The organism is uncultured Cytophaga sp. (assembly GCF_937863595.1).
Lineage (GTDB): Bacteria > Bacteroidota > Bacteroidia > Cytophagales > Cytophagaceae > Cytophaga.
The window spans coordinates 1-21,479 of the sequence record NZ_CALMGQ010000098.1 but is presented as its reverse complement, the minus strand read 5'-3'; the positions used below and the strand labels follow the sequence as shown (position 1 = coordinate 21,479).

The following is a 21,479-nucleotide window of genomic DNA, read 5'->3' as shown; positions in this document are numbered from 1 at the left end:
AATGGTACTGCAGTCAAATGTGGGAGAGTAGGTCGCCGCCAACCTATTATTAAAAGCCCTTATCCTAACAGATAAGGGTTTTTTGCTTTTAAACCGGTTTAGTTGCGAGGGGCTAGTTGCTAGGTTCTAGACCATGTAAGTATACAAATTAGATTTTTTAAAATAATTTTAGATATGCCTTAATTAATAAGGCGTACTATCTGCTTTGCATTATAAAATCTTGATAATAGACTTTTTAATTCTTTATGAGAAATAAATAAAATGAATAATAATTTAAACTATATGTTTCAAAAATATTTATTTCCTAAATTGATTCAAACTTGCTTCTCAATCACTTTTTTACCTATTTGCAAGAGTAACACGTACGTTCAGTATAATTCTAAATCATCAATAATAACGTATAAAATCATTATGAATTTAACCCCTTTGGAATAAATTATATGGAATTCAAATCCACAGAAGATAAATCTCTTTACTATAGAAATAAAATAAGAGACGTAGTAGAAGAGGTAGGGAAAGTTGTTGTAGGTCAAAAATACATGATCAATAGATTGCTTATTGGCATTTGCACGGGCGGACATATTTTATTAGAAGGTGTGCCTGGTCTTGCAAAAACGCTCAGTGTCAATACACTTGCCAAAACGATGGACTTGGATTTTAAACGTATTCAATTCACGCCAGATTTATTGCCTTCGGATTTGATTGGCACCATGATTTACAATCAACACAAGGGTAGTTTCGAAGTGAAAAAAGGTCCGGTATTTTCGAACTTTATCTTAGCTGATGAAGTAAACCGCTCTCCAGCAAAAGTACAATCTGCATTGCTAGAATGCATGCAAGAAAAGCAGGTTACGATAGGAGACACAACGTATCCATTAGAGCCACCATTCTTAGTTCTCGCAACACAAAATCCCGTAGAGCAAGAAGGTACGTATCCATTGCCTGAAGCGCAAGTCGATCGTTTTATGATGAAGATTCATTTGACGTATTTAGATAAAGATGCAGAATTGGAAGTAATGCGTAGAGTTTCTAATATGAATTTTGATTATCAAGTAAAAAAGATTGTTTCAAAAGAAGATGTATTAGAAATACGAAATGAAATCAATAAGGTCACCATTTCAGAATCTTTAGAAAAATACATCATAGAGCTTGTATTTGCTACACGTTTCCCGAATGATTACGGACTTGAAGCTGAAGCCTCATATATACTCTACGGCGCTTCTACACGTGCAGCAATCAATCTCAATCGCGTTGCTAAAGCAATGGCGTTTTTCAATAACAGAGATTATGTATTGCCAGAAGACATCAAAGAAGTTGCGTATGATATTTTAAATCATCGCATCATTTTAAACTACGAAGCGGAAGCGGAAGGCATAACTACACGACAAATTATCGAAACAATTTTACGAAAAGTAAATATTACAAAAGCTTAATATCAATACTTCATATATTAAAAAAGGGTTAATTGTTCCACAGAACAGCTAACCCTTTTTTAATGAATAGAGATAATTTTATTGGTACATTTTCAATCGATCTTTAACAACATCCAATGCTTTCTTCATTTTAGAAACTTCGTCGTTTGCAGATTTAAGATCCGACTCATTTTTCTTTGTTTCTTCAATTAATTTTACGCGTTCTTTTTCGTTGTCGATCAACTTACTTTCAAGGGAAATTTTTTGTTGTTTATTTTTCTCGATACTATTTGCATTAGACATACTTTCTTTTAAAACCTTCTGTTGCTCATCCACATTCTCAGTAGCCTTAACTTCTTTTAGTCGGCCTTCTATACGCACTTCTTCAGAAGCATAACCTTTTAATTCTTGACTATTTTCGGAAAGTTTTTTTTCTAAATTAGATTTTTCCTTGACATTTTTCTGGGTGTCATTTTTTAAATTTTCACCTTGTTTCTCCAGTTTTTCTTGGCTTTTTACACTCGAATTCAAGGCAGATTCTGCGGCAGCTATTTGAACATTTACATCGGCAATGTATAGCCCTGCAGCGTATTCATGCAACTTCTTTTTTGCAATATCATATTTGGGGTGTCCTTCCGTAATGTATCCAGAGCCTAAATCTATTGCCCAAAACACAAACACTCCTTTTGAAGTCTTTGTAACGGATGAGTAAATTGTACAAGCGGTTGAAATATCTGGTATTGTTGCGCCATTGATAATGAAGTTGCCTTTATCTGTTTCAACCTTTCCAAACTCCTTTAGCTTTTGCGCCCAGTTTTTAGAAACAAATTTATCATCCAATTCTATTAGAACCTGCATACCTTTTCGATCTACTTGTTGTATTTCAGAATGGCCGGCTGTGACAGAGATTTCTTTTTTCGATTGTGCTTGTATAAAGAAAATGGATGAAAGGAAAATAAGAGCGCTTAGGAATGATTTCATAATAGATAATTAGTTATAAGTGTCTTAAACTTATATTATACTTGTTTTGTTGTAAATTAAGTAAATTCTTTACAATTAAGTTAAAGACATACAAATATCAAACCATAAACGAATGACTGTTTTAATAACGGGAGGAAGTGGGCTTGTAGGCTCAAAATTGACTCAAATCTTACTAAATAAAGGGTATAAGGTTGTTTGGTTGAGCAGAAATGCTGGCATTAAACAAGGTATCACTTGTTTTAAATGGGATTATAAAAATAATTACATTGACAGGAACGCATTTGAAGGGGTGACACATATTGTACACTTAGCTGGCGCAGGAGTGTTTGACCATAAATGGTCGACTTCATATAAAAAAGAGATTACAGATAGTAGAATAAAAGCTACAGAAGTACTTATTGAAGCTGCTTCTGCATATCAAGCAATAAAAACATGGGTTTGTGCATCAGCAATTGGTATTTATGGCAATTCGATGAACGCAGCTCCTCAGTTTGAAACGAGTTCTTTAGGAAGTGATTTTTTGGCAGAGGTAACAAAAAAATGGGAAGCAGCAACAAGTAAAGTAAACAAGACAAATGCACGCTTAGTGCAAATTCGAATAGGTATTGTATTGGCAAAAGAAGGTGGTGCGTTGCCAAGTATGATTACTCCAATTAATTATTTCATAGGTTCTCCGCTCGCTTCAGGCAAACAAATTATTTCTTGGATCCATATCGAAGACTTGTGTTCCATACTTACAAAAGGGCTTGAAGACGAAACCATGCTTGGTGTTTATAATGCAGTTTCTCCCAATCCAGTTTCCAACGAAACATTCACAAAAATAGCTGGCAGCATAATGAATAAGCCACTTTTTATGCCCCATGTGCCCAAATTTGTATTGGAAACAATACTGGGTAAAGAGCGGGCGGCTTCTGTAGTTGAAGGAATTTCAGTTTCTTCTCAAAAAATTGAGCAAACGGCTTTCAAATTTAAGTTTCCCAATTTAAAAGAAGCATTAAATGACTTATTGAAAACTTAGATCTTTTATGCTATCTTATGAATGAATTAAAAATGCTGTACAACATTGTATACGAAGCCTTCGTAGTAATGCCCGTATTGTAACTTGTGAACTGTGAAAAAACGTTTTCGAATAATTCTTTTTTCAACGATAACTTTATTGATTCTTTTTGTATTGCTAACAACAATCCAAAAGGACAAATATTTCTTGTTGCACAAAGAATACAGACACCAGTCTTTTAATGATAAAATTCCGTTAAATAATATTTTTGCGAATGAAACAGTTCATTTTAAAAATAAAAAAGCATATGATGCTTTTTATAAGGAATTAAAAAACAATACCCAAAAAAATAAAAGCACCACTTTGTTATTAAAAGACGCAATGATTTGGCTGCCAATTATGGAGAAAATTCTAATAAAGAATAAACTTCCCACAGATTTTAAATACATCGCGATGGTTGAAAGTAATTTTAAAAATGTGGTATCCTCTAAAGATGCTGTAGGGTATTGGCAATTAAAAGAGTCTACTGCTATTGAATTGGGACTTGAAGTGAATGATGAGGTAGACCAGCGATTAGACCCTATAAAATCAACCTATGCAGCTTCTAAATTTTTCAAACAAGCATACAAACAATTTCACAGTTGGACCATTACTGCTGCGGCATACAATAGGGGGATGGGTGGTATTCAGCGCGCCATTATCAATCAAGATAAAAGCGGCTATTATGATTTGGAACTAAACGAAGAAACGTCTAAATATTTATACAAATTACTTGCTGTAAAAGATCTCGTTGAGCACCCTTCAAAATACGGATTGAAATTATATAATTGGCGCAGAGAACCCATGCGAACAATTATCATTTCTAGCACAATAGATAACTTAGACGTTTTTGCGAAGGCAAATGGAACTAATTTATTTGTTTTGCATTTATACAATCCATGGTTACTAAAAAAAACACTTACGATTAAAAAGCCTGGCGACAGCTATGTGGTAGAATTGCCCTTGCAAAAGAAAACAATAATAAGCGATACACTTATAAATAAACCAATGAAATAGCCTTATTCAAAGGTAAACTGTTGCAATTGAAGAAACCTCTTCGCAACTTTAATGTAGAATGATACTCTATTCCCAACCAAGCATTGAAAAGCAATAAAAATACATTACCTGAAATAACAGAAACAACCGGACAAGAAACAATTGAAGTTTTTGGTGCGCGCGAACATAATTTAAAAAATATCGATTTAGTTATTCCTCGAAACAAACTTGTAGTTATTACAGGTATTAGTGGAAGTGGGAAATCTTCCTTGGCATTCGATACGATTTATGCTGAAGGGCAGCGTCGATACATGGAAAGCTTTTCAGCCTATGCGCGATCTTTTATTGGTAACATGGAACGGCCTGATGTCGATAAAATAAATGGATTAAGCCCCGTTATTTCCATAGAACAAAAAACAACTTCTAAAAATCCTCGATCTACCGTCGGCACTGTTACAGAGATATATGATTTTTTGCGTTTGTTATATGCACGTGCAGGAGAAGCTTTTTCTTATGTGACTGGAAAGCGGATGGTGCGTCAGTCTGAGGATCAAATTATAGATTATATTTTTGATCAATATGTCTCTAAAAAAATTACTTTATTAGCACCTGTAATTAAAGGTAGAAAAGGGCATTACAGAGAACTTTTTCAACAAATCCGCAAGATGGGCTTTACCAAAGTGCGTATTGATGGAGAAATTGTAGAGATAACAGCAAAATTACAAGTTGACCGATATAAGATCCACGATATTGAAATTGTTATCGACCGAATTGAAGTAGATCCTGCAGATAGATATCGTGTAGCACAATCGGTCAAGTCGTCGCTAGACCATGGTAAAGGGATTATGATGCTTGTGCCTCATTTGAAAAATAAAGAGGGTGATGCACAGTTTTTCTCTAAGTTTTTAATGGATCCTGAATCGGGCATTGCGTATGACGAACCCGCACCAAATATGTTTTCTTTCAATTCACCTTACGGTTCTTGCCCTTGTTGCAAAGGCTTAGGTGTAATCGAAGAAATTACAGAAGAAACAATTATACCCGACAAATCATTAAGCATTAGTAGAGGAGCAATTCTACCACTTGGAGAGTATCGAGACATTTGGATTTTTAGACAAATAGAAAGCATTCTTAAAAAAAGCAAGGCAAGTTTAACAACGCCGGTAAATGCTATTTCTCCTCAAGCCTTAAAAGTTCTATTACATGGAACAGAAAGTAATGACGAAACGAGTGCTGAAACCGATTTTAAATTCGATGGTGTTTTAAACTTCTTAAAATCCCAGCAGGAAGAAGGATCTGAAAAAACACAAAAATGGCTTACAGACTATGTTACCATTAGTGTTTGTCCTGAGTGTAATGGAGCTCGTTTGAAAAAAGAATCTTTGCATTTTAAAATCGACAGTAAAAATATTTATGAGTTAGCATCTATGAATATTTTGAAGCTTTCTGATTGGATGATTGGATTGGAAAGTAGATTAGACAAAAGACAACTTCAAATTGCGAGTGAAATTTTGAAAGAAATACGCAAACGATTAGGCTTTCTTTTGGATGTCGGTTTAGATTATTTAACATTAGACCGCACTTTAAGAACCCTATCTGGCGGGGAAGCGCAGCGTATTAGACTTGCTACGCAAATAGGTACACAATTGGTAGGCGTGTTGTACATCTTGGATGAACCAAGTATTGGCTTGCATCAACGTGATAATGTAAAATTAATAGATGCACTGAAAAATCTGCGTGATATTGGCAATACGGTATTGGTTGTTGAGCACGACAAAGACATGATGTTACATTCAGATTACATTGTAGATATTGGTCCGGGTGCCGGCAGGCATGGTGGCAATGTTGTTGCACAAGGCACACCAGAAGAATTTTTAAAACTCCCTGGAGTTACTTCTGATTACTTATCGGGCAAAGTTTCTATCGCTATACCAAAGGAAAGAAGGCCAGGTAACGGGCATATTTTAACATTAAAGAACGCTGAAGGAAATAACTTGAAAAATGTAACACTAACGTTACCCTTAGGAAAAATGATTTCCATAACAGGCGTTTCCGGTAGTGGTAAGTCAACGTTGGTGCACGACACCTTATTCCCAATTCTAAACAAACACTTCTTTAATTCAAGAAGAGATCCATTAACGTATGGTTCGGTAGAAGGCCTTGAATTTATAGACAAAGTTATTGAAGTAGACCAGTCACCCATTGGTCGCACGCCCCGCTCCAACCCAGCTACCTACACAGAAGTATTCGGCGAGATCAGAAATTTATACACGTTACTACCAGAAGCCAAAATTAGAGGATATAAAGCAGGACGTTTTTCGTTTAATGTAAAGGGTGGAAGATGCGAAGATTGCGAAGGAGGAGGGATGAAATTAATTGAAATGGATTTTCTTCCAGATGTATACGTGCCATGCGAGACGTGCAAAGGGAATAGGTATAATAGAGAAACATTAGAAGTTCGTTTCAAAGGGAAATCAATTGCAGATGTATTAAACATGACGGTTGATCAAGCTGTTGAGTTTTTTGACAATCAACCCCGAATATTAAGAAAGATTGAAACATTAAAAGATGTTGGCTTAGGATACATAACTCTTGGTCAACATGCACCTACATTAAGTGGTGGCGAAGCGCAACGCGTAAAGTTGGCTACGGAATTATCTAAGAGAGACACTGGGAATACCTTGTATATTTTGGATGAACCAACTACAGGACTTCATTTTCAAGATATTCAACATTTGTTGTACGTGCTAAACAAACTGGTTGATAAAGGCAATACGGTGCTTGTGATTGAGCATAATTTAGATGTGATAAAAGTATCGGATTATGTGATAGATCTTGGACCTGAAGGAGGAGAAAGGGGAGGACTGATTTTATGTGAAGGAACTCCGGAAGAAATCATACATAATAAGAAAAGCCATACCGCTAAATTTTTAGCGCTAGAATTTTGATTTAATGCCAATTAGAATGGGTTTGACGTTTATTCAAAGTATAATTTAGTTTAAAATAAAAGTTAACTTACTTGAAGTACAAATAAATGTATTGAAATATGTATATTAGCTTAACAACCGAAAACTTCAACGATGCTAGCACATTTTATGCTTTTTTCTGAGGCTGACATAGAACTTCGCTTTTTAATGGCTACAAGCCAATTTATAAAAGAGGAGTCCGTTAATCCTTTGGATGGAATAGAAGAAACATCGAATCGAAATTCGACTTCAAGATTCCACAAAGTGAGTTTGAGTATGGTATCTTCTCGAAAGAAAAGAAATAAAAAATAACATTTCTGATTTATAGAAATGTTATTTTTTATGAATGAATTATTTTTCAACCTCCTGCAATAAATAATAATTAAAATCCAATAGCAACATAGATTTAGAGAATCCTTTTTTAGGCAAATCTAGTGTTTTAAATGTATTTGTAGGACTAATATAAATACGTTCTGAGGGTTTAAATTGGAGAGGTATATCCATTTTAAAGTCTTCACGTGTATTGTTCCAACGATACGATAAGTAAAACTTCTTTTTGTGTTTTTCTAAATAAAATTCCAAAATTGGAGGCTTTGCAGAATATAAATATTGATCAAAGAACCATGTAAAATCTTGATGGCTTGATTTATTAATATATTGAATAACATCCGTAGTGGTAACGGTTTGTAATGCCAAATCTTGTTGCAACCCCTTTAAAATAGAAAACCAAAGGGAGTCATTTTTTAAAACATTTCTAAATGTATGCAGAATCCACGCGCCTTTATAATACATATCAGAATCTTCCCAGCCTTCGTAGTTGACACCGAGCGGACCAACAATAGGTGTTTCATTTTTAATAAGGGATTTATTTAAATTTAAATATCGAATGGACATATCATAGCCGTATGTACATTCAACCAATAAGTTTTCGGCATAGGTTGTAAATGACTCATGAATCCACATTTCAGCATGGTCTCTAACACTAATATTATTACCCCACCATTCATGAGCACTTTCATGAATAATGATATAATCAAAATCAATAATTTTATTTGAATAATTATTCCCATAGGCAATTGCACCTTGATGTTCCATCCCCCAATAAGGAGTTTCAACCATGGCATATCCGTCTTTAAAAAATGGATATGGACCAAAATACTTTTCATAACAAGAAAGCATTGGATGTACTTGTTTGAAATGGTTCTGTGCTTTTATCTTATTATAGTCTAACACATAGTAATCGATTTTTAATGTGTCAGAATTTTTTTGAATATGGCTATCTGTAATATGTTCATAATGAGCAATATTGCAGGTTACATTATAACTGTTTATTGGGTAATTGACTTTCCAATTATATGTTTTATTCTGTCCATCTAAAGAAGTCGACTCAAGCGTTCCATTCCCTACTGCTGTAAATTCTTTTGGTACCGTAAAGTGCATGCGCATGCTGTCTGGCTCGTCGCTTAAATGGTCTTTTAAAGGCCACCAAAGACTTGCACCAATGCCTTCGCATGCTACTGCAACCCAAGGTCTATTTAAACTATCTTCGGCAAATACCCAGCCACCTTCCCATGGTGGTTTTTTAGCAATTATTGGGTTTCCTTCGTAATAAATTTTAATCTTATAAGAAGAATCACGTAGTAATAACTGATTAAAAGAAAGGAAGAATGCATTGCCATCTCTTTTAAAAGGTATGGTTTGATTCCCTAAAAAAACAGAATCAATAATTAAATTTTTAAAAAGGTCTAATTGAATTTTGGAAGTAGAAACTAATACGTTAAAATAAACTTCGTTAAATCCCTTTATTGACTTGTCTTCAATATTAATTGCAAGGTCGAGATTGTAGTAGGTAACATCATAACACGTTCGCTCAAAAGTTAAGCCACCTCGCAAGGTGTCTTCATGTGTAAAAGTTTGAGAGTATGTGCAGAACGTAGGAGCCAATAGGCTTATAATAAAAAAAAACAACACTCTAAACATGAGCTATTTTTTCCGAATTAGATTTAATAAATCCTTTTGAATGCCCCATTCGTGAGCAATTTTTAGCATTGCAGTTGCCTCCATTTCACTAATGAATCCTTTTTTTACAGAAGCTTGCCACACAGAGCTCAAATACCACAAACGCTTTTCAGCATCAATATCAGCAATTGCTTCTTTGAACCACGATTGTATTTTTTCGTGTGTGATGTAGTAATCATTCCCTAACATATTGTAAGCCCAATCCAATTCAGCTTCAGCTTCATATTGCTTGGACAGATCTGCTAACAATTCTTTCTCACTTTCATCTAATCCATGATAGTTGAAAATAATCAAATGCAGTAACAATAATAATTTTTTCTCTTCAGATAACATAAAAGTACAAACGCCGTGATACAAAGTTATAAAAACAGTTTAGTTTTCAAAGAATTTTAACTTAAACCATCAGTTTTAATGTTATTTCATCTGCCAACAACCTCCCCTTTTGGGTCAATTTATAGAAATTGTCCTGTAAATAGAGAAATTCGTTGGCGCATAATGTGTTTACTGTTGAAATAAGGGCATCTGAATTCGTGGGCAATAATTTATTCAACTCCATGGCATTTATGCCCCACTTAGTACGTATGCGCGTTAAAATGTATTCATTATATCGGTCTGTTTCGGATAACTCTTCTGTTGTAGTATTTAAATCGAAATTATCAGCACGTATATTTTTAATATAAAGTGCATTGTTCGCAATGTTGTGCTGCCTATTCTTTTTGTTGTAGGAATGCGCCCCAGGGCCAATTCCTATATAAGATGTATGTTTCCAATAACTACTATTATGCTTAGATTCAAATCCTGGTTTGCAAAAATTGGAAATTTCGTATTGCTCAAAACCTACAGATCCCAATGTATTCATTAAATGCAGCATTTGTTTTTCAACTTCATCCTCTGAAATTAATTGGACCGTACCCTTTTCAACCAATTTCCCCAATGCGGTCCGTTCTTCAATCGTTAAGCAATAGGTAGAAATGTGCGTAACATTCAGATTTATCGCTGTATTTATCTCCTCTTTCCATTGTTCAAGAGATAAGTTGGGCAGCCCGTATATTAAGTCTATAGATATATTTTTAAAACCATTTTTTTGAGCAAGATATACGCTATTAATCGCTTCTCCGCTGGAATGGTTTCGATTCATCCATTGTAAATAGTGGTCTTGAAAACTTTGTATGCCAATACTAAGCCTATTAATCCCCATGTTATTCCATGAGCCCAACAAGGCTTCGTTTATGTCTTCAGGGTTGGCTTCTATGGTTATCTCCGCATTGTCAGAAACAACATAACTTTCATGTATACTTAAAAATAGCAATTCAAGCTGTTTTTGATTTAATATGGAAGGTGTGCCGCCACCAAAATAAATGGTTTCAATTATATCACCTTCCAAATAATCTTTCTTAAAAGCCAACTCTTTGCATAATGCGTCTATCATACTATCAATAGATTTCAAGGACGTTGAAAAATGAAAATTGCAATAGTTGCAGGCTTTGTGGCAATATGGGATATGTATATATATGCCAGACATCGTTAGTATAAATAATGGGTTTGTTAGTATCTTTCGTAAAATTAACGCATTTGAATAAACTATTTACCATATCGCTGCTACTTCTTTTGAATGCCAATAGTGTGTTTGCACAAAAAAAGCATTTGGAAATAATGAATCTTGATGTACCTGACGGTATGAAGTTTATTAAATATGCGAAAGAACACAAAGATTCGTTAAGTGCATTACGAGAAATTCAACAGTATGTGTTAAAAATGCATGAATCCTCATATTTAGAGGCTTCAATGGATACCATTCTTTTTAAAAAAGATAGTGTAACAACATATATTCACATTGGGAATAAGCATAATTGGAGTAAACTAAAAAGTGGGAATGTGCCAGATGAATTTTTGTATAAATCAGGGTATAAGCAAAAATTTTATTCTCAAACGCGATTTAGTTATAGAGAATTGTCATCTTTAGAAAATAGAGTAATCAAATATGCTGAAAATAGCGGATTCCCATTTGCGAATATAGAACTGGATTCAATTGAATTGTCACAATCTTATTTCAGTGCTACACTCAATTATCAACCAGGCCCTTTGATTCGATTTGACACCTTGGCAATAGTTGGTACCGCGCGGGTTAAGAGGCGGTTTTTGGAGAGTTATTTAGGTGTTGTACCGGGAGCCTTATATAATCAGCAAAAGGTTATTAACCTTGAACGACAATTAAAACAAATTCAATATTTAAAGGTTATAAAATCTCCGGAAGTTTTTTTTATAAACGGCAAAGCTCAACCAGTAGTTTTTGCAAATGTTCGAAAATGCAATCAATTAGACGGTTTCATCGGATTTCAACCAGGCACTTCCACGTCTGGAAAGCTACTTATAACTGGTGAATTTAACATGAACCTGAAAAACTTATTGCAGTCTGGAAAAGAACTGTCTATACAATGGAAACGATTTGATGTGCAATCACAACTACTAAAAACCTCTTATTATCATCCAAGAGTATTTCACTCAAATATTGATATTAAGTTGAATTTTAATTTACTAAAACAAGACACGTCCTTTTTAGCATTGGATAGAAACGCTGCGATTTATCTTGGAGTTAACGCTATTTCAAAATTGAAATTTTTTGCAGGATTGAAATCAAATTCTGCATTGGGGCAAAATCAAACCATTAACAAAAATGGCGAAAATTACGATTTTAAATATTTGAACTACGGCATTGGTTATACCTTAACAACCCTTGATGATATTTTTTATCCGATGAAAGGCTGGAGTCTTGAATTTGATATTTCTACAGGTGAAAAGAAAATACTGAACTATACGCCAATAAATGCCGAAACTTCCATTCCTGCCAATTCAATGCAATGGTCAATTGAAACGTATGTTCAAAAGTTTACCCATGTAGGCAAAAAAGCTACTTTGCTAAATCAATTTCAGGGTGGGACTGTACAAAGTCAAAATTTAGTACTGAGTGATTTGTATCGTGTAGGAGGATTGAAGACGCTTAGAGGATTTAATGAGAATAACTTTTATGTTTCAGATTATGCTGTTTACACCCTTGAATACAGGTATTTCACAGATGCAACTTCTTATGTAATGCTTTTTGCAAATCAAGCGTATATAAAAAATAATATAAATAATAACTTAACAGATTGGCCAATTGGCTTTGGCACAGGGATTAGTTTCAGTACAAAAGCAGGGATTTTTCAGTTTATTTACGCATTAGGTTATTCAAAAGATCAGCCCTTAAATATAAATCTTTCAAAAATTCACTTTGGTTTAGTCTCAAGGTTCTAGTTTTTCGTATAAATTGCAAAAAGTTTCAATATGGTTTTGTATTATTCTATTCTGTCGTTTTTCTGGGCATTTTTTGTTGCACTATTTGCCATACCTTCAATAATACAGGTTGCACATAAAAAGCAATTGTTAGATATTCCAAGTAATAGAAGAATACATCAAATAGACACTCCGAGATTAGGGGGCTTAGCTATATTTGCGGGTTTTATTTCTTCGCTCATGTTATTTGGAGATATTAATGTAAGTATTCAAAAACTTATAGCATCAACAATAATTATTTTTTTTATAGGCTTGAAAGATGATATGGTTTCGGTTTCGGCTTTTAAAAAGTTTTTCATGCAAATACTTGCCACAAGCATATTGGTTTTTCTAGGTGATTTGCGCATTGATAATTTTCAGGGAGTACTGGGAATTGGTGAGCTACCAGAAGGGATGAGTTACTTTTTTACATTGATTGTTGTGATTGGTATAACAAATGCATTTAATTTAATAGATGGTTTAGACGGATTAGCCGGCAGTCTCACCATTCTTGTTTGTCTTATTTATTCTACAATATTTCTATTGTATGGTAATGGGAAATATGATGCGGAGGTTTTGATGTCCTTTTGTTTGATTGGATCCGTATTGGCTTTTTTACGTTATAATATTTACAAAGCTGAAATTTTCATGGGTGATACAGGTTCGTTGATTTGTGGATTCATTATTTCTTTTTTATCTATAAAACTTATTTCCATGGAGCATCCTATCAATTTGGGTTCATCCTTACCAATATTAGCAATGGCTCCTATTATTATCCCTATAGCGGATACGATTAGAGTGTTTGTAATTCGATTATTTAATGGAGTCAGCCCCTTTTCACCTGACAATAATCATTTGCATCACAGATTAAGCAAATTAGGGCTGAAGCCCTTAATTATCGTGTTATTATATTGCGGATATACCATTTTCAATGTAGTGCTATGCTTGCTTTTAAATGCAATAAACGACACAATTATTGTTTTGCTTATGTATGCAATAATCTTTTTAGCTATGTTTGTAATTGAATTAGTGTATAATAACAAGATTAAACAGGAGACGTGCTAATGAGGAGTCTACTACTAACAATAACGTTACTGGTGTTTTATACCAATGTCCATGCAACAGCCTCAAAATACATAGTAATAAAAGATTTAAGTAATAATTGGCAAGTATACGATAAATATTATTTGTCATATATTCCATTTTTAGATAAGCAAAACTCCATTCAGAGTGGAGGCGTATTTTTAGATGAAAACATTGATCCTGCCAATTATATTTCTTTCTATTCAACAGAAGGGCTTTCCATTTTTGTTGAAAATAAATTAGTTTACAAACACCCTACAGGAGTACCGTCTTTTAGGGCGAGGTTACCAATAGAAAAAATAAATGCATTTAGAAGTCAAGACAAATACTTATTACTCTTTCATAATAACTCCTCAAGTTTATTTGTTGATTCATTGAGCCTACAAGCAGCATTGCCAAACACATATAAAGAAGTAAAAAGAGACTGGGTAGAAACCTCGCTATTGCGTACAAATCTAAAAAGTCGAAATGTCTTTATTTACGCCATCCTTATTTTTTGCAGTGTATTAGTATTCTATAAATTCATTTTTATGAAAGGGCGTACGCTTATAAATATTGGCTTAGATAGAAACACAGAACTGCTCTTGTTGGATAGGAGTGGTATGATGTCAGCAACTTTGATTGTAATCAATTCATTATTGTATATGATCATTTTTTATATACTATTGAATGGCCGGGCAGTTTATTTTAATCCACCTTTTAAACTCCCTTTCAGTTCAAATCCCAATAATTATATTTATTATTTGTTCTTTACTTTCACTTTGATGCAATTATTAAAAATAGTGTACATCAAAATTATCAACGAATTGACATTCCCTTCAGGTGTTTCTCCACTACAAAACTATTTACTTTTAAATTATTTATTTCAAGCTGGCTTGGTTATTTTACCGGCCTTGCTATTTATAATAGCCTTATTGCCAGTTGATTACTTGCTATTTTTAGCTAATTATGCAACATCAACATTTTTTATAATTCTTGTTATAATTTCATTATTAACGAGTTATATGATTTACTCACGGTCGGAGCTTAGAAATATTTATTTATTTTCGTACATTTGCACCGCTGAAATAGTACCCCTAATAATTGCGTATAGATTTCTATTAGGTTAAAAAAATCAGAAAGGTAAATTCCATTAAGAATACCATGAGTGAAATTAAGTCTAAAGACAAACAGGTTAAGGATAGTAGATTTAAAAAGGTTAATACTATTTTAGTATCGCAACCTCAACCAACAGATGATAAATCTCCTTATTATATGTTGGCAGAAAAGTATAATCTGAAAATTGATTTTATTCCTTTTATACAAGTAGAGCAAGTTGAATTGAAAGAATTTAAAAAACAGAAGATTGAAATTCTTTCACATACGGCAGTAATTTTTACGAGCCGAAATGCAATAGACAACTTTTTCAGAATTTGTACGGAATCGAAAATTGAAGTTCCTGCTGAAATGAAGTATTTTTGTATCACGGAGCAAACGGCTAATTATTTGCAGAAGTATATCGTAATAAGAAAAAGGAAGATTTTTGTAGGGAAAAAGACAGCAAAAGATTTAGAAGAAGTTATACGGAAACACAAATCTGAAAAGTTTTTGTACCCATGTTCGGATATTAGAAAAGACGACATACCAACCTTTTTGTCAGAAAACGGCTTTTCGTATTCTGAAGCCGTATTTTACAGAACGGTAGCAAGTGATTTGTCTCACTTAGCGAATGTAAATTACGATATGATTTCCTTCTTTAGCCCTTCTGGGATTAGTTCATTGTTTGTAAATTTTCCAGGTTTTGAACAAAAATCAACGCGTATCGCTGCTTTTGGTCCAACAACAGCAAAAGCAGTCTTGGATATGGGGTTGATTCTAGATGTAGAAGCACCATTGCCGAATGCCCCTTCAATGACTGGAGCAATAGAATTATATATAAAAAAGGCAAATAATATAAAATAAATACAATTGTTTAAGAAAAAAGTAAAAAAATGTAACCTTATTTGATTAAATCCTGTATGAATTCAGTAGATTTGTCTAGATTTAGATAAGATTATAATTACTTTACCGGTAAAATACTCCATACATATAACTTTATATGAAAAAAATCAGTCGCATCCTTTTTATTTTTTCGGCAATTATTTGCTTCGAACTTCCTGCATTAGCGCAGCAAGATGCTCAATTCAGCCATTACATGTTTAATTCAATGTATTACAACCCTGGTTATGCAGGTTTGGAAGGAAATACTAGGTTCACAGGGATTTTTAGAAAACAATGGCTAGGTTATGCTTCTACAACAGATGCTCCTGGTGGAACTTCGCCAACGAGTGCTGTAATGACCGCAAATACGTTGTTGCCTTTCTTTAAGAAAAGCACAGGTGCAGGTTTAAATTTTCTGTATGATTCAAAAGGTCCAATAAATACAACAGAATTGCAATTATCTTTGGCGTACCATTTTAAAATTAAAACAGGTAAGTTGGGTGTAGGTCTACGTTCAGGTTTCAGATATGAAAATTTAAATTCAAACTGGTATAGAGTTATTGATCAATCGGATCCTATATATACATCTTTAAAATCTAGTCCTTCAAATCAGATGAAGGCAGATATTGCTGCTGGTTTGTATTGGCAAACCCCTAAATATTATATTGGTGTTAGTGCTTCTCACTTTACAGGTACAAAATATACTTACGGAATAGATACTTCCATTGCATCTAAACTAAGTAGTCATATTTACGCTACTGCTGGTTATACATTTAACCTAAGTGGTGGTTTAATTAAGTTAACACCAAATGCATTCTTCCAAACTGATACTAAAAATTACACTTATTTATTTGGCGCAATGGCTACATACAACGATAAATTTTATGGTGGCGTAAGTACAAGACAATCTGTTGCGAATAGAGAGGTAACTCAAGGCGGAAACACAATTAATAACGATGACATAATATTTTTAATCGGTATGAACTTTATGAAAGATAATGCTATGAGAGTTGGTTATTCATTTGACTATGTAACGAGCGGTACACAAGCGAAAACAAGAACATCTCATGAAATTATGCTTTCTTATGTAATTCCTTCTCCTTGGTTACAGGCTAAGCCCGTTGTTCGTACACCAAGATATAGACAAGAAGAATATTAATTTCGGTTAGCAAAACGCAACTTATCAGGGCGTTATAACGTATAGTTCGAAATTGTAGTAAACTAATTAATAATTGCATAAAAATAATATAGGCTAATATTTGCGTTAGTTGAACAAAAATACTAGTTTAGACCTCTGTTTCGAAATGAACAGACTACTAGAAATACTTTAACAGGAAAAAAATAAATTTAAATTGGGGATTATGAATAAAGTCAATGTTATCGGAAAGCGCTTAGCGATCTTAGCATCTTTAGCTGGTCTTTTTATGACTCAGAGCTGTAGCAAAGGACCTACAGACGGGGGAGGAGACCTAATAGGTGTTGAAGGACGTGAGTCTTGGGTACAAACAGTACCATATGGTATGGTTGTTTGTCCGTCAGGTACTTTTCACATGGGTCAAGCCGATCAAGATGTGCCTGCAACGCAAATAAATTTAAACAAACAAGTAACGATAGGTGGATTCTACATGGATGAAACTGAAATTACAAACAATGAATATCGTCAGTTCATGAATGTTATGCTAGAAGATTCAGTAGCAACATTAGGTGAAGATTATATCATGGCTGAATTATATCCTGATACTACTGTATGGGTAAGAGATTTTTCTCACCATATGGGAGATCCAATGATGGAGTATTATTATGCACACCCTGCATTCGATGAATATCCAGTAGTGGGTGTTGATTGGTGGGCTGCAAAATATTTCTGTGAGTGGAGAACGCAACACATGAACAACTGGAGAGCTGAAAACGGTTTATGGCAAATGCCACGCTTCAGATTGCCATCTGAAGCAGAATGGGAATATGCTGCACGTGGCGGACGCGATATGGCTAAATACCCTTGGGGTAATCCATACATCCGTAACTCTAAAGGTTGTATGTTAGCAAACTTTAAGCCAGGCAGAGGTAACTATTATGATGATGGGTTTATGTATACAGCTCCTGTAGCATCTTATTTCTCTAATGATTTTGGTCTTTATGATATGGCTGGAAATATTTCTGAATGGTGTGAAGATGCATATTATGATGCTGCAGTACCAATCGTGTGGGATTTGAACCCAACTTATTACAATGATGACGAGGTTAGAAAAATCATTCGTGGTGGATCGTGGAAAGATATTGCATATTATCTTGAAACAGGAACTAGAACGTTTGAATACCAAGATACAGCGAAATCGTATATCGGTTTCCGTACTGTAATGACTTATTTAGGCCGTTCTTCTGGATATGAATTCTAATTCTAATTTATTGTAATTAATTAAACTGAACATAAACTACAAATTGTTAAACTTAAACTTTTGTTACTAAAATGAGCAAGAAAGGCGAAAATTTATTAGAAGACGTGATCATGCCTAAGGTGTATGGTCTTGGTGCTGCGGTTGTTATTATCGGTGCATTATTTAAAATCATGCACTGGCCATTTGCAGGCCCAATGTTGGTTGTTGGTTTGGGAACAGAAGCAGCTATCTTTGCTATTTCAGCATTCCAAAAGCCACACAAAGATCCAGAATGGTCTAGAGTATATCCTCAATTAGCTGAAGATTTTGATGGTGATGGCGACGAACCAGCAAGCTCTACAGGTACAGTTGCAAAATTAGATGACATGTTAGCTTCTGCTAATATCAATCAAACTGTAATTGGTCGTTTAGGACAAGGTTTAAACAGTTTAAGCGACAACGTATCTAAAATGTCTGATTTATCTGACGCTACGGTTGCTTCTAGTGAATATACTACAGCAGTTAAAGGTGCTACAGGTTCATTAAACAAAATGAACGATGCATATTCTAAAACTGCAGAAGCTATGTCAGGAATGGCTAGCGCTTCAGTTGATGCACAAGGATACCACGAACAAGTTCAAAAAATCACTAAAAACTTAGGTGCATTGAACGCTGTTTACGAAATGGAATTATCTGATGCTAACAACCATTTACGTGCAATGAACAAGTTCTATGCTAACTTGTCTTCTGCAATGGAAAATATGGCTGATGCATCTCGTGATACACAATCTTTCAAAGAAGAATTAGGCAAATTATCTAAAAACTTGACTTCATTGAACGGTGTATATGGCAACATGTTAACTGCAATGAAAGGTTAATCTATACCTAGTAATTAGAAAATAATTATTAAAATCATCTTATAAAAATATTAAATTATGTCCGGAGGTAAAGAAACACCAAGGCAGAAGATGATCGGTATGATGTACCTTGTATTGACAGCATTGTTGGCTCTACAAGTAAGTTCTGCGATCATGGAAAAATTCATCTTTTTGGATGAAAGCCTAATGTACGCTGTTGGTGCAGCAGATAAAAATAACTCTATTACTGTTCAGAAAATCGACAAAGCGGTTGCAGACGGTGGTGGAAAAGATAAAGCAGTATCAGATAAAGCATCTGAAGTAAGAAAAGCTACAGCTTCAATGATTAAACAGATGAATGATCTTCGTACAGAGATGATTATGACATCTGGAGGTTATGAAGATGATGGTGTAAGTTACAAAGGCGCTAAGGAAGAAGAAGCTATTGCTCGACTAATGGTTGGAACAGAAGGTTCTAAAGCTGGTAAAGCATATGTTTTGCAAGGTTCTTTAAATAAATTTGGTGAACAAACATTGCCAGGTATTGTAGGTAAAGATATGCCTAAGGTAAAAATTGCAATGGATGGTAAAGAAGATCCAAAATATTCTAAAAAGCCTGACCAAAAGACTAAGGATTTCGGTGCAATAAACTTTTCTGAAACTCCTTTAGTTGCTGCTCTTGCAGTTATGGCAACATTTGAGTCTGAAGTAAAGAAATTGGAAACACAAGCATTAGATTTGTTAGCTGCACAAGTTGGAGCTGCTGATTTAAAGTTTGACCAAGTTTTCGCTGTTGCTGTTGCAAAATCAAGCACAATCGCTGCTGGTACGGATTATGAAGCGGATTTATTCTTAGCTGCATCTTCTTCTGCAACAAACCCTACTATGAAAAGAAACGGAGCTCCAATTCCAGTTCAAAATGGTAAAGGTAAAGTTAAATTCAGAGCTGCGGCTAGTTCGTATGACAATGAAGGTAACTCTAAGCAAAAATGGACAGGTACTATTACTATTAATAGCAAAGGAAAAGATACTTCGTTTACTCAGCAATTTGATTACGTTGTTGCTAAGCCAGTAATCCAAATCCAATCTGCTTCTGTAAATGCATTGTATTTACGTTGCGGTAATGAATTAAGTGTACAAGTTCCTGCATTAGGTGCTACGTACAGCCCTTCATTCTCTGCTACTGGTGCTGCATTAAAGCCAATGGGTAAAGGTGCAGTAGTAGTAATACCAAATAACCCTACTGGTGTTAAATTGAACGTTTCAAGTGGCGGTAGTGCTATTGGGTCAGTAGATTTCAAAGTAAGAGGTATTCCTAAGCCAACAATTCAAGTTTTAAGTAATGGTAGAGAATTAGATCAGAAAAATGGTGTTCCATCTCCTGGTCCAAGATCTATACAAATTAAAGCGAAGGCTGATGAATCTTTCTCACAATTCTTACCAAAGGATTCTCGTTATGCAGTTACTAAGTGGAATGTTATGTTAGCTAGAGGTAAAAGACCTGTTACTCAACAAAACTACTCTACTGAAATGGCTTCTTTAAGTGCAATGGCTTCCCAAGCTCAGCCTGGTGACCGTTTAATTATTGAAGTTCAAGAAGTATACCGTACTAACTTCTTAGGTGAAAAAGAAAAAGTAAACATTGGTACTCCCATCTTTACAGTTCCTTTACAATAATATTAACCTAATTATATTATGAATAAATTAAGTGTTATCGTATCCGTTATTTTCTGTGCATTGGCTTCAATAGCTAATGCACAAGAAACTCCTGCTAAACAATGGGAAGACCCATATGCTACAGGATTTAATAAGTATTCTGTTCGTCCGATACATGAATCTGATATCATGTACAAGAAGACACTCATCAGAGCACTAGATTTGAGAGAAAAGCAAAATTTACCTTTGTTTTCTAGAAATAGAGAATTCTCAAGACTTGTAATTGATGCTACTGTTGCAGGGTTAATTACTCCATATGCTAATGATTCATTAGATAATGGTACTCAGTTGTCTATGGATGATTTTAACGACGCATTAATTATGCCTAGTGATCAACCATCTTATTCTCCTGAAGATACATTGATGATGTTTCAAAACGAAGATTACTCTTACAGAGCATCTGGCGGTGGGGACAAATTTTTCCCTACAGACATTTATCAATTAGAGATAAAAGAAGAATGGTTATTTGACAAACAACGTTCAAGACAATATTTTGACATTGTTTCTATAACTTTATTTATCCCTGCTGATAAAAACATTAAAGGTATACAGTATGTTTTAGCGTCTTATTCTTATAAAGAGCTTTGCGAAAAGTTATTTAAAGATAACCCTAAAGCAATCTGGTTTAACCCAGAAAATGAAAGAGAGCATAAAAATCTTGCAGATGCATTTGATTTGAGATTGTTCAGTTCTTATATCATTAAAGTTTCTAACCCTAAAGATCAGTACTTAACTGACATCTATGGTGGTGACCAACAAAAAGGTATAAT

Annotated in this window: 17 protein-coding genes; 13 read left to right on the top strand and 4 right to left on the bottom strand. The window is 34.3% G+C overall.

What is annotated here, in order from left to right; all coding sequences use genetic code 11:
- Nucleotides 1-440 precede the first annotated feature (440 nt).
- Nucleotides 441-1,433, top strand: coding sequence for an AAA family ATPase (locus Q0543_RS09375; RefSeq protein ID WP_299251785.1), 993 nt, complete (start codon nucleotides 441-443; stop codon nucleotides 1,431-1,433).
- Between the two features lie 78 nt (nucleotides 1,434-1,511).
- On the opposite strand, the gene Q0543_RS09370 is transcribed toward Q0543_RS09375, so the two are convergent.
- Entirely contained in the window at nucleotides 1,512-2,393 is an 882-nt protein-coding gene (locus tag Q0543_RS09370) for a chromosome segregation ATPase (RefSeq protein ID WP_299251782.1), read from the bottom strand.
- A 112-nt stretch (nucleotides 2,394-2,505) separates the two neighbouring features.
- On the opposite strand from Q0543_RS09370, the gene Q0543_RS09365 reads away from it, so the two are divergent.
- From Q0543_RS09365 to uvrA, 3 genes are all read left to right on the top strand, one after another.
- Nucleotides 2,506-3,411, top strand: coding sequence for a TIGR01777 family oxidoreductase (locus Q0543_RS09365; RefSeq protein ID WP_299251779.1), 906 nt, complete (start codon nucleotides 2,506-2,508; stop codon nucleotides 3,409-3,411).
- A 93-nt stretch (nucleotides 3,412-3,504) separates the two neighbouring features.
- Complete coding sequence (locus Q0543_RS09360) at nucleotides 3,505-4,446, top strand: lytic transglycosylase domain-containing protein (RefSeq protein WP_299251776.1); 942 nt, start codon at nucleotides 3,505-3,507, stop codon at nucleotides 4,444-4,446.
- An 83-nt stretch (nucleotides 4,447-4,529) separates the two neighbouring features.
- Nucleotides 4,530-7,373: an excinuclease ABC subunit UvrA gene (uvrA, locus tag Q0543_RS09355; protein ID WP_299251773.1), complete on the top strand. Its 2,844-nt coding sequence runs from the start codon at nucleotides 4,530-4,532 to the stop codon at nucleotides 7,371-7,373.
- 369 nt (nucleotides 7,374-7,742) lie between these two features.
- Here uvrA and Q0543_RS09350 read toward each other — a convergent pair whose 3' ends face one another.
- From Q0543_RS09350 to hemW, 3 genes are all read right to left on the bottom strand, one after another.
- Entirely contained in the window at nucleotides 7,743-9,371 is a 1,629-nt protein-coding gene (locus Q0543_RS09350) for a M1 family metallopeptidase (protein ID WP_299251770.1), read from the bottom strand.
- A 3-nt stretch (nucleotides 9,372-9,374) separates the two neighbouring features.
- Nucleotides 9,375-9,743, bottom strand: coding sequence for a hypothetical protein (locus Q0543_RS09345; protein WP_299251768.1), 369 nt, complete (start codon nucleotides 9,741-9,743; stop codon nucleotides 9,375-9,377).
- 61 nt (nucleotides 9,744-9,804) lie between these two features.
- Nucleotides 9,805-10,932 carry a radical SAM family heme chaperone HemW gene (gene hemW, locus Q0543_RS09340; RefSeq protein WP_299251764.1) on the bottom strand — a complete coding sequence of 376 codons (1,128 nt, stop codon included), beginning with the start codon at nucleotides 10,930-10,932 and terminating at the stop codon, nucleotides 9,805-9,807.
- Between the two features lie 14 nt (nucleotides 10,933-10,946).
- Here hemW and Q0543_RS09335 point away from each other — a divergent pair, with 14 nt between their 5' ends.
- The 9 genes from Q0543_RS09335 to gldN all read left to right on the top strand — a co-directional run.
- On the top strand, nucleotides 10,947-12,701 hold the full coding sequence (locus Q0543_RS09335; protein ID WP_299251761.1) for a hypothetical protein: 1,755 nt from the start codon (nucleotides 10,947-10,949) through the stop codon (nucleotides 12,699-12,701).
- 30 nt (nucleotides 12,702-12,731) lie between these two features.
- Nucleotides 12,732-13,784, top strand: a complete 1,053-nt coding sequence (locus tag Q0543_RS09330; RefSeq protein WP_299251758.1) for a glycosyltransferase family 4 protein — start codon at nucleotides 12,732-12,734, stop codon at nucleotides 13,782-13,784.
- Nucleotides 13,784-14,911 (top strand): DUF4271 domain-containing protein, encoded by a 1,128-nt coding sequence (locus tag Q0543_RS09325; RefSeq protein WP_299251755.1) that lies wholly within the window; start codon nucleotides 13,784-13,786, stop codon nucleotides 14,909-14,911. Before Q0543_RS09330 ends, Q0543_RS09325 begins: the two co-directional genes overlap by 1 nt.
- A gap of 34 nt (nucleotides 14,912-14,945) precedes the next feature.
- Nucleotides 14,946-15,743, top strand: a complete 798-nt coding sequence (locus Q0543_RS09320) for a uroporphyrinogen-III synthase (RefSeq protein ID WP_299251752.1) — start codon at nucleotides 14,946-14,948, stop codon at nucleotides 15,741-15,743.
- A 136-nt stretch (nucleotides 15,744-15,879) separates the two neighbouring features.
- Nucleotides 15,880-16,920: a type IX secretion system membrane protein SprP gene (gene sprP, locus Q0543_RS09315; RefSeq protein ID WP_299251749.1), complete on the top strand. Its 1,041-nt coding sequence runs from the start codon at nucleotides 15,880-15,882 to the stop codon at nucleotides 16,918-16,920.
- A 202-nt stretch (nucleotides 16,921-17,122) separates the two neighbouring features.
- The gene (gene gldK, locus Q0543_RS09310) at nucleotides 17,123-18,157 is read left to right on the top strand and encodes a gliding motility lipoprotein GldK (protein ID WP_299251746.1); all 1,035 of its coding nucleotides are present in this window, start codon (nucleotides 17,123-17,125) and stop codon (nucleotides 18,155-18,157) included.
- Between the two features lie 71 nt (nucleotides 18,158-18,228).
- Entirely contained in the window at nucleotides 18,229-19,014 is a 786-nt protein-coding gene (gldL, locus tag Q0543_RS09305; protein WP_299251743.1) for a gliding motility protein GldL, read from the top strand.
- Nucleotides 19,015-19,071: 57 nt separating this feature from the next.
- Nucleotides 19,072-20,670 (top strand): gliding motility protein GldM, encoded by a 1,599-nt coding sequence (gene gldM, locus Q0543_RS09300; RefSeq protein ID WP_299251740.1) that lies wholly within the window; start codon nucleotides 19,072-19,074, stop codon nucleotides 20,668-20,670.
- 18 nt (nucleotides 20,671-20,688) lie between these two features.
- Nucleotides 20,689-21,479 (top strand): gliding motility protein GldN (gene gldN / locus Q0543_RS09295; protein WP_299251737.1); only part of this gene is annotated, 791 nt, incomplete at its 3' end.